This window comes from Methylobacterium sp. Leaf88 (assembly GCF_001422795.1).
Lineage (GTDB): Bacteria > Pseudomonadota > Alphaproteobacteria > Rhizobiales > Beijerinckiaceae > Methylobacterium.
In genome coordinates, this window is the sequence record NZ_LMMK01000017.1 from 655 (window position 1) to 13,403 (window position 12,749).

At 73.0% G+C, this 12,749-nt stretch carries 13 protein-coding genes and 1 pseudogene; 8 read left to right on the plus strand and 6 right to left on the minus strand.

Annotation, left to right across the window (positions count from 1 at the left end; translation table 11 throughout):
* The 5 genes and pseudogenes from ASF20_RS11175 to ASF20_RS11190 all read left to right on the plus strand — a co-directional run.
* Positions 1-232: pseudogene (locus ASF20_RS11175) on the plus strand (transporter); the annotation flags it as partial.
* 170 nt (positions 233-402) lie between these two features.
* On the plus strand, positions 403-723 hold the full coding sequence (locus ASF20_RS11180) for a hypothetical protein (RefSeq protein WP_056213219.1): 321 nt from the start codon (positions 403-405) through the stop codon (positions 721-723).
* 212 nt (positions 724-935) lie between these two features.
* Positions 936-2,213, plus strand: coding sequence for an MFS transporter (locus tag ASF20_RS11185; protein WP_056274175.1), 1,278 nt, complete (start codon positions 936-938; stop codon positions 2,211-2,213).
* Positions 2,214-2,503: 290 nt separating this feature from the next.
* The gene (locus ASF20_RS24015) at positions 2,504-2,773 is read left to right on the plus strand and encodes a hypothetical protein (protein ID WP_156648037.1); all 270 of its coding nucleotides are present in this window, start codon (positions 2,504-2,506) and stop codon (positions 2,771-2,773) included.
* Positions 2,774-2,935: 162 nt separating this feature from the next.
* On the plus strand, positions 2,936-5,677 hold the full coding sequence (locus ASF20_RS11190; RefSeq protein ID WP_056274179.1) for a heparinase II/III family protein: 2,742 nt from the start codon (positions 2,936-2,938) through the stop codon (positions 5,675-5,677).
* 63 nt (positions 5,678-5,740) lie between these two features.
* Here ASF20_RS11190 and ASF20_RS11195 read toward each other — a convergent pair whose 3' ends face one another.
* The 6 genes from ASF20_RS11195 to flhA form a co-directional block, all read right to left on the minus strand.
* Positions 5,741-6,187 carry a hypothetical protein gene (locus ASF20_RS11195; RefSeq protein WP_056213214.1) on the minus strand — a complete coding sequence of 149 codons (447 nt, stop codon included), beginning with the start codon at positions 6,185-6,187 and terminating at the stop codon, positions 5,741-5,743.
* A gap of 15 nt (positions 6,188-6,202) precedes the next feature.
* A complete protein-coding gene (locus tag ASF20_RS11200; RefSeq protein WP_056213212.1) occupies positions 6,203-6,532 on the minus strand; it encodes a hypothetical protein in 330 nt (109 codons plus the stop codon).
* Between the two features lie 6 nt (positions 6,533-6,538).
* A complete protein-coding gene (locus tag ASF20_RS11205) occupies positions 6,539-7,030 on the minus strand; it encodes a rod-binding protein (RefSeq protein ID WP_056213211.1) in 492 nt (163 codons plus the stop codon).
* An 87-nt stretch (positions 7,031-7,117) separates the two neighbouring features.
* Positions 7,118-7,519: a hypothetical protein gene (locus tag ASF20_RS11210; protein ID WP_056213209.1), complete on the minus strand. Its 402-nt coding sequence runs from the start codon at positions 7,517-7,519 to the stop codon at positions 7,118-7,120.
* 4 nt (positions 7,520-7,523) lie between these two features.
* Positions 7,524-8,294: a flagellar biosynthesis protein FliR gene (fliR, locus tag ASF20_RS11215; RefSeq protein ID WP_056274186.1), complete on the minus strand. Its 771-nt coding sequence runs from the start codon at positions 8,292-8,294 to the stop codon at positions 7,524-7,526.
* Positions 8,291-10,372 carry a flagellar biosynthesis protein FlhA gene (gene flhA / locus ASF20_RS11220; RefSeq protein WP_056213205.1) on the minus strand — a complete coding sequence of 694 codons (2,082 nt, stop codon included), beginning with the start codon at positions 10,370-10,372 and terminating at the stop codon, positions 8,291-8,293. Before flhA ends, fliR begins: the two co-directional genes overlap by 4 nt.
* Before the next feature lie 247 nt (positions 10,373-10,619).
* On the opposite strand from flhA, the gene ASF20_RS11225 reads away from it, so the two are divergent.
* The 3 genes from ASF20_RS11225 to ASF20_RS11235 are packed head-to-tail and all read left to right on the plus strand — an operon-like array spanning position 10,620 to position 12,736.
* On the plus strand, positions 10,620-10,871 hold the full coding sequence (locus tag ASF20_RS11225) for a hypothetical protein (protein ID WP_056213202.1): 252 nt from the start codon (positions 10,620-10,622) through the stop codon (positions 10,869-10,871).
* A gap of 48 nt (positions 10,872-10,919) precedes the next feature.
* The gene (locus ASF20_RS11230) at positions 10,920-11,681 is read left to right on the plus strand and encodes an allophanate hydrolase subunit 1 (RefSeq protein WP_056274189.1); all 762 of its coding nucleotides are present in this window, start codon (positions 10,920-10,922) and stop codon (positions 11,679-11,681) included.
* The gene (locus ASF20_RS11235; protein ID WP_056274192.1) at positions 11,681-12,736 is read left to right on the plus strand and encodes a biotin-dependent carboxyltransferase family protein; all 1,056 of its coding nucleotides are present in this window, start codon (positions 11,681-11,683) and stop codon (positions 12,734-12,736) included. The genes ASF20_RS11230 and ASF20_RS11235 overlap by 1 nt, the downstream gene beginning before the upstream one ends.
* The last annotated feature ends 13 nt before the right edge of the window (positions 12,737-12,749 follow it).

Sequence of the window (12,749 nt, forward strand, 5' to 3'; positions counted from 1 at the left end):
GTTCCCGGGCTACCGGCGCCAGGGCCAGATCGCGGTGGGTGGCCTCGTCGGGTACAATTTCGGCCCGGTGAACCTGCAGGCCTACGTCACCCAGGATGTGGTCGAGCGCAATTACGGAGGCCGCGAGACCCGAGGCTGGCTCCGGGTCATCGTGCCGATCTACAAGGAGAGCACCAACGCCGCCGCGCCCACCCTGCCGGTCGCGGGCCCGGGCCGGATCGCAGGCCGGTAGCCGCTGCCTGCGCGTGGTCTATTGAATTCTCTATGAATTCCTCAAGTCCACGTGCAGGCCAGGCCGGATAATCCATGACATTAATGTCAAGCAACACCGCGGAACATCAAGTTCGGAACAGACTTACAGCCGCACTGTGCCGCTCGTGAGCACATGACTGGAAGTCTCACATGAAAACCCTCGCCATGGTTCTGGCCTCCGGCCTGATGTTCGCCAGCTTTTCCCTCGGCTCGGCCTCGGCCGCTCCGGGCCTGACCCCGGCCGAGCGGATGCGTGCCAGCTCGTCGATCGGCCACGCGGGCAACTACAAGGCGCGCAAGGACCACATGCGCCATCGCGGCCATCGCCACGACGCGATCCACCATTCGCGCGCCCATCGCCTGCACCACACCCGCAACCGCCTGATGCACGGCGATCCGAACGCCCGCAATCCGATGCTGCCCGGCTACGCCCAGCAGCGCGGCAGCACCTCGGGCGGCCCGCGCTACTGAGGCCGCCCGCGCGGGGCAAAGCCCCGAGGCGCCGTTCGTCGCCTTGCGCGGAGTGTCCGGGGCGGCCCCGCGCCGCGCCGATGACCCGTCCGGCCCGGCCGGCCGGCGCATCCCATCGGATGGGGTGACGCCGGCCGGCCGCGTCGGCTAAGCACGGGGTCCGCGCGGCCCGGACGGCGGCGCAATGCCGGCGTGAGCGAGGACCGGACCCGATGCCGCCGTGGCCGCCGAGCCTGCAGGACGCGCGCTGGCGGGTCGGCCTCTTCACCCTGCTCTACCTCTACCAGGGGCTCGTCGCCGGCTTCGCCCTGACGGCGCTGGCCAACCACTTCGCCGCCGTGGGCGCCTCCACCGCGGAGGTCGGCCGCCACCTCGCCGTGGTCGGCCTGCCCTGGGTGCTGCAGCCCCTGCTCTGGGGGCCGGTGATCGACCGGGCGACACCCGACCGCATGGGACCGCGCCGCCGCTGGCTCGTCCTCGCCCTGGCCGGCGCACAGGCGAGCCTCGCCGGCCTGCTCCTCCTCGGCGGCGTCCCGAGCCTCACGGCCGTCAGCCTCGTCCTCCTCCTGCACAGCCTGGCCGCCTCCCTGGCCGACACCGCCACCGACCGCCTGATCGCCGACAGCGTGCCGGCCGGCGAACTGGGGCGCACCAGCGCGGCCACGCGGGCGGGCTTCGTCCTCGGCAGCGCGGCCGGGACCGCCCTCTTCGCCTGGGTGCTGGAAGCCGGGGGGTTCGCCGCGGCGGCGGGCGCCCTCCTCGGCCTGACCACACCCATCGCCCTGGCAGCCGCGCTCGTGCGCGAGGCCCCGGGGGACCGGCTCCTCGCCTGGCCGCGGCGCGGGCCGGCCCGTGCTGCCGGACCGGGCCGGATCGCCGCGGCGGCCGCCTTCGCGCGCGGGCTCGCCGACGGCTTCCGGAGCCGCGACGCCGCGCGCCTGCTGGCGCTGTGCTTCGCCATCGACTTCGCCCTGGCGCTGTTCCAGGTGCCCTTCGCCGTCGCCCTGGTGCGGGTGCATGGCTGGGACGCGGGCGGACTCTCGCGCCTGCAGGCCCTGCTCGCCCTCCTGGGCGGAACCCTCGGGGCGGCGGGCATCGGCGCCTCCGTCGACCGCCTCGGCCCGGGGCCGGCCCTGCGCGCCCTCCTGGTCGCCTGCGCGGCGGCCTTCGGGATCGCGGGCGGGTTGATCGCGGCCGGGCTGGAGGCGGCCACGGGGCCCGTCATCCTGGGCCTCGCCAACGTCGTGCCGGCCCTCCTCTACGTCGCCCTGCTGCCGACCGTCCTCCTGGCGAGCCGGACCGGACGGGCCTCGGCCACGCAGTTCCAGATCTACATGGCGGCGATGAACCTCGGCGACGTCGCCGGCTCGGCGCTCGCCAGCGGCCTCGCCGCGGCGGTTCCCCCGAGCCTCGTCGCCCTCGGCGTCGCCCTGCTGTTCCTCATCGGCACCCGCGTCGCCCGGGTGATGGGCGCACCACTGGCTGCGTGACCGCGAGATCAGGGAGCCGTTCACAAGGCGAGAACAGGGGAGCGCTGGCGGGACCCCGCGCCCCCTACCGTCCCGACGAACGTGCATTTTGTACCCGTGCCGGTCTCTACTCCTCCGGTCGACAGCACGTCGCCCTCCTCATCGCACCCCGTTTCCCGGCACGGGCCGGACCTGCGACATGGTCCGGCCAGGCGCCTTGCGAGGGCGTTCTCTAACGCCCTGCGCCCATTCCTGGGACGGCCTGGATTTCCGGAACGTCCGGTCGGGCATCCGGCACCGAGCCCCCGAGGATGCGGATCGCGACTGATCCCGCATCCCGGCTCCGCGCCGGCGCACCGTTCCAGCAGGCAGGCGCGATCGAAATTGGATCGCGGATCCGACCGATCAGAATGTTCCAGTCCGCGATCGCGTATCGCGAAGCCGACGGCAACGGTCCGGTTTTCCGGAGCCTTTCCGCTCTCGCGCAGGACCACCACCAAAATCCGCATCCGGGCCATACCGGCCTGACCGAAACCGCCGGTCGGAACCGGGCACCGGCTGTCGGGCATGCTGCCCCCTGAAGGCCGGCGGATGCTTGACACGGAGCGACCCGACCGCCTCAGTGGCGGCATCGCGCCGACACCGGGGCGCCCTGGACCACCACGTCGGCCAGACCGACTTACCCCCGCGCCGCACCCCGCCTTGCCGATGTCCCCTCCCCCCGCCTCCGCCCGGTCCGCCTCGTGAGCGAACCGAGCGCGCCCGGCCTTCGGGTCCTGCTGCCCGAGGCCGCCCGCTATGCCGGGGGCGCGCGCGTCGGGCCGGGGGAGAACGAGCATTGGGTTCCGGCCAAGAACCGCTGGTCGCGGGTGGTGCTGCCCTTCGGGGGGCTGATGCCGGAGGCGTGGTGCTGCCTCGGCTTCCGCCTCGCCTGGGCGGCGGAGGAGGCCGCCGGGTCCGCCCTCGACTTCGCCCTGGTGGGGATCGACTTCCTGGCCGAGGACGGCTCGAGCCTCGACTTCGACCACGTGCCCGGTCTCGACCGGACGCTCCTCGACCCGCATGGCACCTGGATCGCCGGCCCGGCCGCCCTGCCGCCCGAGACGCACGGGGCGCGGGCCGGGCGCCTCCAGCTCGCCTTCCGGGTCCCGGCCCCGGCCACCCGGATCACGGTGACGCTCCGCTCCTGGCGCAACAGCGCGCCGTTCGCGGTCTCGGAAGCGCGTCTCGCCCAGGGGACGGATCTGGCACCGTCGCCGGCCCTGATCCCCCGCGCCCGGCACCGCCTCGGGCCGGAGCCGGCCTGGCGCGACCACGCCCTGGTGCCGGGCTGCGGCCTCGTGCTGCGCGGCCAGCTCCACACGCCGCAGCCCGGCACCCACGCGGCGCTCGCCCGCATCGTCTACCGCGATCGGTCCGGGGCGGAGCTCGCCCCCCCCTATCCCGGGACCCTCTCGGTGCCGGGGCTCGGGGCCCTCGTCGACCTCTCCGCCCACCAGCAGGCCCGCCGCTTCACCCTGGAGCTCCAGCCCCCCGCCGGGGCGGCGCGGGTGGCGGTGGGCTTCGCCACCTGGGAGGCGGACGGGCCGGAGGCGGAGCTCCTCGCCCCCCCGGAGCTGGCCCTGGAGGACCGGATGCGGCTGGAGAGCCTCTGCGCCGACGACCTCCTCGCGGCCCCGGATTTCCTCGCCCGCCTGGCCGAGCGCCTGTCCCTGCCCGGGGCCGCCTTCGCGGGCTGGTGTCCGCAGCCCGAGGCGGTGGCCGCCGTGCCGGCGGTGCTCGCCCGCGCCCGGGCGATCCAGCGCGGCGAGGGCCACCGCGCCGCCGGCCTCGACCGGGCCATGCGCCTCGCCGGCCAGCCCGCCTGGACCCTGCCGGAGGCACCGGACTGGACCGAGGATCCGTTCCGCTCGGTGCCCTGGCGCCTGGAGTACCAGTCCCTGGCCTGGCTCGCGGCGCTGGCCGAGGCACCGGGCGGCGGCGCCACCGCCGTCGGCCTCGCCCTGTCCTGGTCGCGGGCCAACCCCTGGGGGGCGCCCACCGACGGCCTCGCCCTGCACCCGGCGGCCCTCGCCGCCCGCACCGAGACCTTGGTGCGGCTCCTCGCCCGGGCCGGCAAGCCCGGCGGCCCGGCCTCCCTCACCCTCACGGGTGAGGCGGTGCGGCACGGCTTCGCCCTCGCCGAGATTCTGGGCCAGAACACCTTCGGCCGCTCGATCCACCAGCTCCAGGCGGCGGCGGCCCTGCGCATCGTCGCCCGCGCCCTGCCGCTGCTGCCGCTCGCGGCACACTGGCTCGCCCTGGCCGAGGACGCCCTCGAGACCGGCCTCACGCCGCTCCTAGACGCGGAGGGGCGGTTCTCCGACCCCGCCCTGCACCCGCGCCTCGAGCTCCTGACCCTCCTGCGCGCCCTCGGGCTCGGCCTCGACGCCGACGACCCCGCCGAGTCGGCGCTCAGGGGCCGCCTCGACCGGCTCGTGGCGGCCGGGCTCCCGGCGGTCGCCGGTCTCCTCGATCCGACCGGGCGCCTGCCACCGTTCGGGGACGCGCCCGCCGGCGAGGATGCCGCCGGCTGGATCGGGCGCCTCGGTGCGCAGGCGGGTCGCGCGCTCAGTGCGACGCGCTGGTCCGGAGACGCGCGACCGCGACGCGACCGTCCCGGTATACCACGCGTCACCCTGGAGCCCGCCGCGGGCCGCGTCGACCCGTCCTCGGGCATGATCGCGCAGCGCCACGACGCCCCCGGCCGCGGCTGGGGCCACTTCGCCTGCACCTTCGCCAGCCAGGGCCAGGGTCCCGGACCCGGCCATCGGGACGTCGGCTCCTTCGTCTACGCCTGCGAAGGGGTGCGCTGGATCGTCGAGGCCGGCGGGTCGAGCCAAGTCGAGAGCGGCGCCGCCCGCCACCACCTCCTCTCGGGGGCCGGCCACAACGTGGCGGCCCTCGACCAACGCGAACCGATGGCGGGGCCGGCCCTCTACCTCGGGGCCGAGCGCCTCATCGGCGCCACCGCCCACCGCCTCGCCACGCAGGTCCACGGTCCCGACGTCGCGCACCGGCGCGTTTTCCTCGTTCTCGACGACCTCTCCGGACTGGCGGTGTTCGACCGCTTCAGCGGGTCGGGCAGCCTCAGCTTCGAGGGCGCGGTCCACCTGTCGCCGGAGATCCTGCTGGCCCTGGCGGGTCCGCGCCGGGCCATGGCCCAGGCCGGGCGCCACCGGCTCTCGCTCTCCCCCGTGACGGTCGCCGGGCGCTGTGCCGGCCTGACTCTCCGCAACGGCTGCAACGCCCATCCGGGGGCCCTGCGGGGCTTCGTCGCCGCGGCCGCCGGCGGCCTTCAGCCGACGAGCGTGCTCGGCTACGCCTTCGCCGGTGCCGGCACGGTCTGCGGCGGTCTCGCCCTCGCGGCCGATGCCGATGCCGACCGGCGGCTCACCGCCCTCCTGGACGAGCCCGCCTTCGAGCGCCTGCTGGCGGAGGCGTGAGGCCCATCCTCGGGCACGGACTTCGCATGAGGAAGGGAGGTCCCTTCGGGATCGGACATCCCTTCAGGAACGGACTTCGCGCTTGGCGACGAAGTTGAATTCTTCGACCAGCACGTCCTTGACCACGTCGGAGCCGAGGCGGGCGTTCACCTGCTTGCGGATCTCGGCAAGGCGCTGGGTGACGTTGTAGCGGGACAGGCGTTTGAAATCGATCGCCGGGTCCGTATAGATCTGCCGGAACGTCTCATCGACGACGAAGGCATTCGGCGGCACAGAGAGCGTGTGCATCAGCCGCGCATCGGCAGTAAAAACCAGGACGGCGACGATGTAGCCCTGTACTTTGCCATCGACGACCATCGGCACATTGATGGGTGGCAGCTTCTGGTACTGGAGACCTTCGAGGTAAGGCTCGGTTTTCTTGGCGAACAGCCCCGCCCCCCAGGTCACCGCGGCGTAGCAGGACAGGATGGTGAGGCCGCAGATCCACAGGCCGGTGACGAGGATGCGCATGGCGGGGAGCGGACCTCAGCGCCGGACGTGGCCGGAATAGGTGCCGTCGGATTCCGCCGCGCGCAGGGACTCCGCGACGATGCCGGAGATCTCCTCGACGGCCCGCAGGTGCAGGCCGACGGCGTCCTGATTGCGCTCGAGAGCGCCGCGCAGACGCAGCAGTTGGTCGAGCACCGGCGTGTCGAGTTCGGCGGGATCGAGGTCGCGGGTCAGGCGGGTCAGTTCGAGGAGGCTCTGGCTCTTGCGACGGTTCACCGCCTCCTGGTCGACGGGGTGATGCGCCAGCAGGGCCTCGGTCTCCGCCGTCACGGTGGCTTCCAGGCGCTTCAGGGATGCGAGCAGCATGGGGTTTCAGCTCTCCGAAGTCTTGGTCGACGCGGTCTTGGTCGACGGCGCGACGGCCGCCGCGGGCGGGTTCAGCGGACGCGCCGCCTCGAGCATCCGGGCGATGCCGACGCCGCCGGCCCGGGCGACCTGCGTTCCGACCTGATCGGCGAGCATCGACTTCCAGATGCCGCCGGCATTGCCCTTGCCGAAGACGGCGCTGGCCTTCGAGGGCATCATGGTCTCGACGAACTGGCGCAGGACGAAGGCCTCGAACTGCTTGTAGGGATCGCCCGCCTTGCCGGCGCCCGAGACCGCGTTGTCGGTCTGCAGGGCGGTCAACGTCCCGCGAGCGTCGAGGGGCATGTGCACCGAGACGCCGGCCATGCGGTAGGCATCGCCGAACGCCGCCGGATCGGTCCCGGGGGCCGACAGCTTCGCGGCGGCCTCCTGCACGCGGCCGGGATCGGCGGCGCGGGCCACATCGAGGACGATGTCGGAGGGAGGCGAGATGCTCATGGCAGGCGCTTCAGCGGGTTCGGGGAGCCGGTCCCCGGAAGGCATAGGCGCCCTGGCTTTCGGCAGGCTTGCATCGTGGCCTGGGGATCAGTCGAGCGGCCTTGCCCCGCGTGCGGTCATGAGGTCGAGCTGCTCGAGCAGGGCGTGCTGCTCGCGCTCGTGGTCGCGCAGCTTCAGGAGGCTGTCGGCCTGGCGCTCGGCGCGCTTTTCGGCGAGGCCGCGGGCCTTCAGTATTTCAGACAGTCGTGTCGAGGTCGCGCCGAGTTCGCTCGCCTCCGTGGCGAGGGCGCGCAGGCGCCGCGCGGCGGCGTCGAGGAACAGGCCGTGCATGGTCTCGCCGGCCAGGGTGGCCAGCATGGCCGCCCGGTCGGCCTCGACGCGGGCGGTCCGGGCGCGGTTGGCGGCGAGGTCGCGCTCGGCGAGGCCCCGCATCTGCTCCTGGACCTTGAGCAGGCGCTGGGCGCGCAGGAGCCGGAGGCGGGTGGTCATGGTCTCAGCCCCGGCGCAGGTAGTCGAAGTAGCCCATGACGAACTGCATCATGAACTCGTTGCTGATGAGGTACAGCAGCATCAGGCCGCCGGCCATGATGAACGGCGTAGCGATGAAGTAGACCGGGATCTGCGGCACGAGCTTGTTGATGAAGCCGGCGGCCAGGTTCACCGCCACCGCGTAGACGAGGAACGGCGCGGTGATGCGCAGGCCCAGCACGAAGGCGATGGTCACCTGGTCGACGATGCGCACCAGGGCGACCTGCGAGCCGATGCCCTCGCCGGGCGGGATCCGGCCGTAGGAATCGACGAGGCCGCGGAACAGCTCCCAGTGCAGGTCGGCGGCGAACAGCAGGGCGGCGGCGGCCATCATGATCATCGCCTCCACCGCCGGCACCGGGTCCATGCCCTCGGCCACCGACCCCGGCATGCCGCCGAAGCCCACCATGGTGGCGGCGGCGTTCACCACGGTCTCGAGGACCACGTAGTAGATCCGGCCGAGGAAGCCGAGGACGAGGCCGGTCAGGCTCTCGGTGACGATCCAGCCCAGGGTGGCGCCGGGGTCCTGCGCGGCGAGCTTGCCCTGGAACAGGGGCAGCAGCATCGGGGTCAGGGCGAGCGAGACCGCCAGCGCGATCAGGAGGCGGACCTGCGCGGGCACGCGGGGGCTGGAGAAGCCCGGCACGATGAGGAGGCAGGCGCCGACCCGGCAGAAGATCAGGAACACCCCGAGAAAGCTCTCGGGGCCCAGCACCGCCAGGAGCGGCGCCGTCACGAAATCGTCCCGAGGGAGCGGATCTCGACCCCGCGCGCGATCTCCAGGTGCGAGAGGACGGCGAGCGTCGGATAGAGCCGCTCGATGATCATGCGCACGTAGGGGCGGGCGTCCGGCGCGGTCACGAGGGCGAAGTTGCGGGTCTCGCGCATCTGCTTGCGGATCGCCTCCGACGCCTCGGTGCCGAACTGCTCCACGAGGCGCGGGTCGATGTCGAACTCGATGACCTCGCCCTTGCCGTCGCGCTTCAGGCTCTGGTGGAAGGAGAGGTCCCAGGCGCTGCCGAGGCGCAGCACCGCGAGCACGCCGTTCTCGGCGAGGTCGCCGCAGATCTGCTGGGCGATGCGCATGCGGACGTGCTCGGCGATCTGCTCGGCCCGGCGGGCATGGGGCGTGATCTCGGCCACGGCCTCCAGGATGAGGTGCAGGTTGCGGATCGAGACCCGCTCGGAGAGCAGGAGCTTGAGCACCGCCTGCAGGCCCGAATAGGAGATCTGCGAGGGGCAGATCTCGTCGAGCAGGCGCTTGTACTCGGGGTCGAGCCGGTCGAGCAGGTTGCGCATGTCCTTGTAGGACAGGAGCGTGGGCAGGTTGTTGCGGATGACCTCGGAGAGGTGGGTCAGCAGCACGGAGGAGCCGTCGATGGGCTCGAAGCCGCCGCGCCGCACTTCGCCCGCATAGGCGTCGAGGACCCAGCGCGCCTTCATGCCGAAGGCGGGCTCGCGGACCTCGTCGCTCGGCACGTCCGGCACGGGCCCGTCGCCGGTGACCACGAGGAGCTCGCCCGGGCGCAGTTCCTGGGTCGCCACCACGGTGCCGTGGATGAGGATCTGGTAGCATTTCGGCGGCACGGCCAGGCTGTCGGTGAGCTTGATGTCGGGCACGACGAAGCCGTACTGGCGCGCGAACTTGCGGCGCATCTTGGCGACCCGGTGCGACAGCTCGGACTGCGTCCCCTGGACCTGGGCCGCGATCTGGCGCCCGAGGCAGAGCTCGATCTCCGGGGTCTTCAGCGACTCCTTGACGGATTCGCGCAGCGCGACCTGCTTCTTCTCCTCCTCGGCCTCCGCCTTGGCATCGACGATCGCCTTCTGGGCGGCGAGCTTCTTCGGGATCGCGTAGGCGGTGAAGGCCATCAGCCCGGAGAGCGCCATGAAGGGCACGAAGGGCAGGCCCGGCACCAGGGCGAACAGGAACATGAGGGCCGCGGCCACCGAGAGGGCGCGCGGGTAGGCCCCGAGCTGGCCCATCACCGCCTGCTCGGCGGTGCCCCGCGTGCCGCCCTTCGAGACCAGGAGGCCGGCGGCCAGCGAGACGATCAGGGCGGGGATCTGCGAGACGAGGCCGTCGCCCACCGAGAGCTTGGTGAACACGTCGGCCGCCTGGCCCAGCGGCATGCCGTGGCGGGTGGTGCCGATGATGATGCCGCCGAACACGTTGACGGCGATGGTGATGAGGGAGGCGATGGCCTCGCCGCGCACGAACTTGGAGGCGCCGTCCATGGAGCCGAAGAAGGCGCTCTCCTCCTCCAGCTCGCGCCGGCGGTGCTGGGCCTCCTTGTCGTCGATCAGGCCCGCGTTCAGGTCGGCGTCGATCGCCATCTGCTTGCCGGGGATCGCGTCGAGGGTGAAGCGCGCGCCCACCTCGGCGATGCGGGTGGCGCCCTTGGTGATGACGAGGAAGTTCACCGTGATCAGGATCAGGAAGACCACGATTCCGATGACGAAGTCGCCGCTCATCACGAACTGCGAGAAGCCCTGGATGACGTGGCCGGCCGCCGACACGCCGTGCTGGCCGTTGGCCAGGATCAACCGGGTGGTGGCGATGCCGAGGGCCAGGCGCAGCAGGGTCGCGATCAGCAGGACGGTGGGGAAGGCCGAGAATTCCAGCGGTTTCTTGATCCAGAGGGCCACCATCAGGATCAGCACCGACAGGGCGATCGAGAAGGCGAGCCCGATGTCGAGCAGGATCGCCGGCACCGGCAGGAACAGGATCGCCAGGATGGCGACGATGCCCGCCGCGAACCCGATGTCCCTCTGGGACCGGCGCTCTCCTGCGATCGTGGCGCTTGCCGCCATGGCGGATCCTCAACCCCCGTGAATCAACACGGGCTTGTCGCGCCGCAAGCTTGCGCGAGGGTCGCCTGGCATCGGGCACGGCCTCGGAGACGCGACCGAACGGGCGCGACGCGCGTTGAGGGGACGTCGATTCCGCCGCGCGGGTGCGCGCGTGCTAAGATCATTGTCTGCATCGGCGCCGCGCGTTGGGATTTCGAACCCAGCGGGCGTCGCCCGTCCCGTGTCCCTGGAAAGTCCCGATCGCCCCATGCCTGATCTACGCCTCGTCCTCCCCCTCCTCGGTGCCGTCCTGGTTTCGGGCACCGCGTCGGCCGAACCCACGCCGATCCGCGAGCTGCTCAAGCTCTCCTGCACCGGGGACTACCTCGAGCACTGCAGCATGCATCCCCCCGGCGGACCGGAGGTCGAGGCCTGCTTCCGGCAGAACCTGCGCAAGCTCTCGCCGGACTGCGCCCGGGCGATCCGGTCCTACCAGCGCGAGAAGAAGTCCACCCGCTGAGGGCCGCCCGCGCTGGGCCCCCCGCCGCAACCGTCTCAGGATCACCCCGTGTCGCAGGCCGAGGCCAGCACGCCCACCGATCCGGACGCCGTCCGGTTCCGCGATGCCGGCGAGGCGGCGCTCGTCGTCGAGTTCGGCGCGCGGGTCGATCCGGCCCTGAACGCGCGGGTGCTCGCCCTGGACGCGGCCCTGGCGCAGGACCCGGTCGCCGGCATGCTGGAGACGGTGCCGACCTATCGCTCGCTGATGATCCACTACGACCCGCTGGTGCTCGACCGCGACGCCCTTGCCGCCCGGGTCGGCGGTCTCCTCGATCGGCCCCCGGCAGGATCGCGCCCCGGCCACATCTGGACGCTGCCCTGCTGCTACGACCCGGCCTTGGCGGAGGATTTGGCGGAGGATCTCGGGGCGGTCGCCGACTGGGCCGGCCTGGCGCCCGCGGATGTGGCCGCGCGTCACGCAAGCGGCACCTACCGGGTCTACATGTACGGCTTCGCGCCGGGCTTCGCCTATCTGGGCGGCCTGCCGGACGCCCTCGCGATTCCCCGCCGCCGGACGCCGCGCCCGCCCCATCCCGCCAACGCCCTCCTGGTGGGCGGCGGCCTCGCGGCGGTGGCGACCGTCCCGATGCCCACGGGCTGGTACGTCGTCGGCCGGACCCCGGAGCGGCTCTATTCCGAGGCCCGCCCGCAGGGCTTCCTCGTCGAGCCCGGCGACGGCTTGCGCTTCGAGCCGATCGACGCGGCCACCTTCGCCGCTCTCGAGGCCCGCGCGGCGCGCGGGGAGATCCTCGCGCGGAGGGACCCGTGATGGACGGACCCGTGACGGAAGAGCCCGTGAAGGAGGAGCCCGTGACGGCGTGGGCCACGCTTCGGATCCTCTCGGCCGGGGCGGGCGTCACCCTGCAGGATGCCGGCCGGCACGGCTATCTCCGCTACGGCATCACGCCGGCCGGGCCGATGGATCCCCTCGCCCACGCCACCGCCAACCGCGCCCTCGACAATCCCCCGGGCGCCACCGCCATCGAGGTCTCCCTCGGTGGATTGTCGCTCACGGCGGAGGCGACCGCCCTCGACGTCGCCCTGGCGGGCGGCGACCTGCGCATCGACCTCGACGGGCGCCCCCTGCCCGGCGCCGTCGCCCTCACCCTGCGGCCGGGCGCGCGGCTCACCCTGCGGGCGGGCCGGGCCGGGGCCTGGTGCAGCCTGGCGGTGGCGGGCGAGATCGCCGTGGCGCCGGTGCTGGGCTCGACGGCGACCCACACCCGCTCCGGGCTCGGCGGCCTGCACGGTCGCGGCCTGCGGGCGGGCGACGCCCTCGCGGTCCGGGCTGCGCGCGCCTCGGTCGGCGACCCGTGCCGCCTCGCGGCGCCCTGGCTGCATCGGCCGCCGGACGTGATCCGCGTCGTCCTCGGACCGCAGGACGATCTGTTCGAGGCGTCCGCCATCGAGACCTTCCTGGCGGGTCCCTGGCGGATCGGCCCGCGCGGGGACCGCATGGCCAGCTTCCTCGAGGGCCCGTCCCTCCGGGCTCGGACCCACGACATCGTCTCCGACGGCATCGCCATGGGGGCGATCCAGGTCCCGGGCTCGGGCCAGCCCCTGGTGCTCATGGCCGACCGCCAGCCCACCGGCGGCTACCCGAAGATCGCCACGGTGATCGGCGCCGATCTCGGCCGCCTGGCCCAGGCCCAGGCGGGCACGGCGTTGCGCTTCGCCGCCGTCGACCGCGCGCAGGCGGTGGCGGCGCGGCGGGCGGAGCGCGACGCCCTGATCCCCGACATCCCGCGCCAGCCCGTCCTGCGCACCGACTTCACGTCCGAATTCCTGCTCGGGACCAACCTCATCGACGGCGTCGTCGGTTAGGATCGCGCCGCCA

Excerpts from the sequence above, each read along its gene's own strand:
- ASF20_RS11210 (WP_056213209.1), bottom strand. The coding sequence starts at position 7,519 with ATGACCACCCGCCTCCGGCTCCTGCGCGCCCAGCGCCTGCTCAAGGTC.
- ASF20_RS24015 (WP_156648037.1), top strand. The coding sequence starts at position 2,504 with ATGCGGATCGCGACTGATCCCGCATCCCGGCTCCGCGCCGGCGCACCG.
- ASF20_RS11225 (WP_056213202.1), top strand. The coding sequence starts at position 10,620 with ATGCCTGATCTACGCCTCGTCCTCCCCCTCCTCGGTGCCGTCCTGGTT.
- ASF20_RS11180 (WP_056213219.1), top strand. The coding sequence starts at position 403 with ATGAAAACCCTCGCCATGGTTCTGGCCTCCGGCCTGATGTTCGCCAGC.
- ASF20_RS11185 (WP_056274175.1), top strand. The coding sequence starts at position 936 with ATGCCGCCGTGGCCGCCGAGCCTGCAGGACGCGCGCTGGCGGGTCGGC.
- flhA (WP_056213205.1), bottom strand. The coding sequence starts at position 10,372 with ATGGCGGCAAGCGCCACGATCGCAGGAGAGCGCCGGTCCCAGAGGGAC.
- ASF20_RS11195 (WP_056213214.1), bottom strand. The coding sequence starts at position 6,187 with ATGCGCATCCTCGTCACCGGCCTGTGGATCTGCGGCCTCACCATCCTG.
- ASF20_RS11235 (WP_056274192.1), top strand. The coding sequence starts at position 11,681 with ATGGACGGACCCGTGACGGAAGAGCCCGTGAAGGAGGAGCCCGTGACG.
- ASF20_RS11200 (WP_056213212.1), bottom strand. The coding sequence starts at position 6,532 with ATGCTGCTCGCATCCCTGAAGCGCCTGGAAGCCACCGTGACGGCGGAG.
- ASF20_RS11205 (WP_056213211.1), bottom strand. The coding sequence starts at position 7,030 with ATGAGCATCTCGCCTCCCTCCGACATCGTCCTCGATGTGGCCCGCGCC.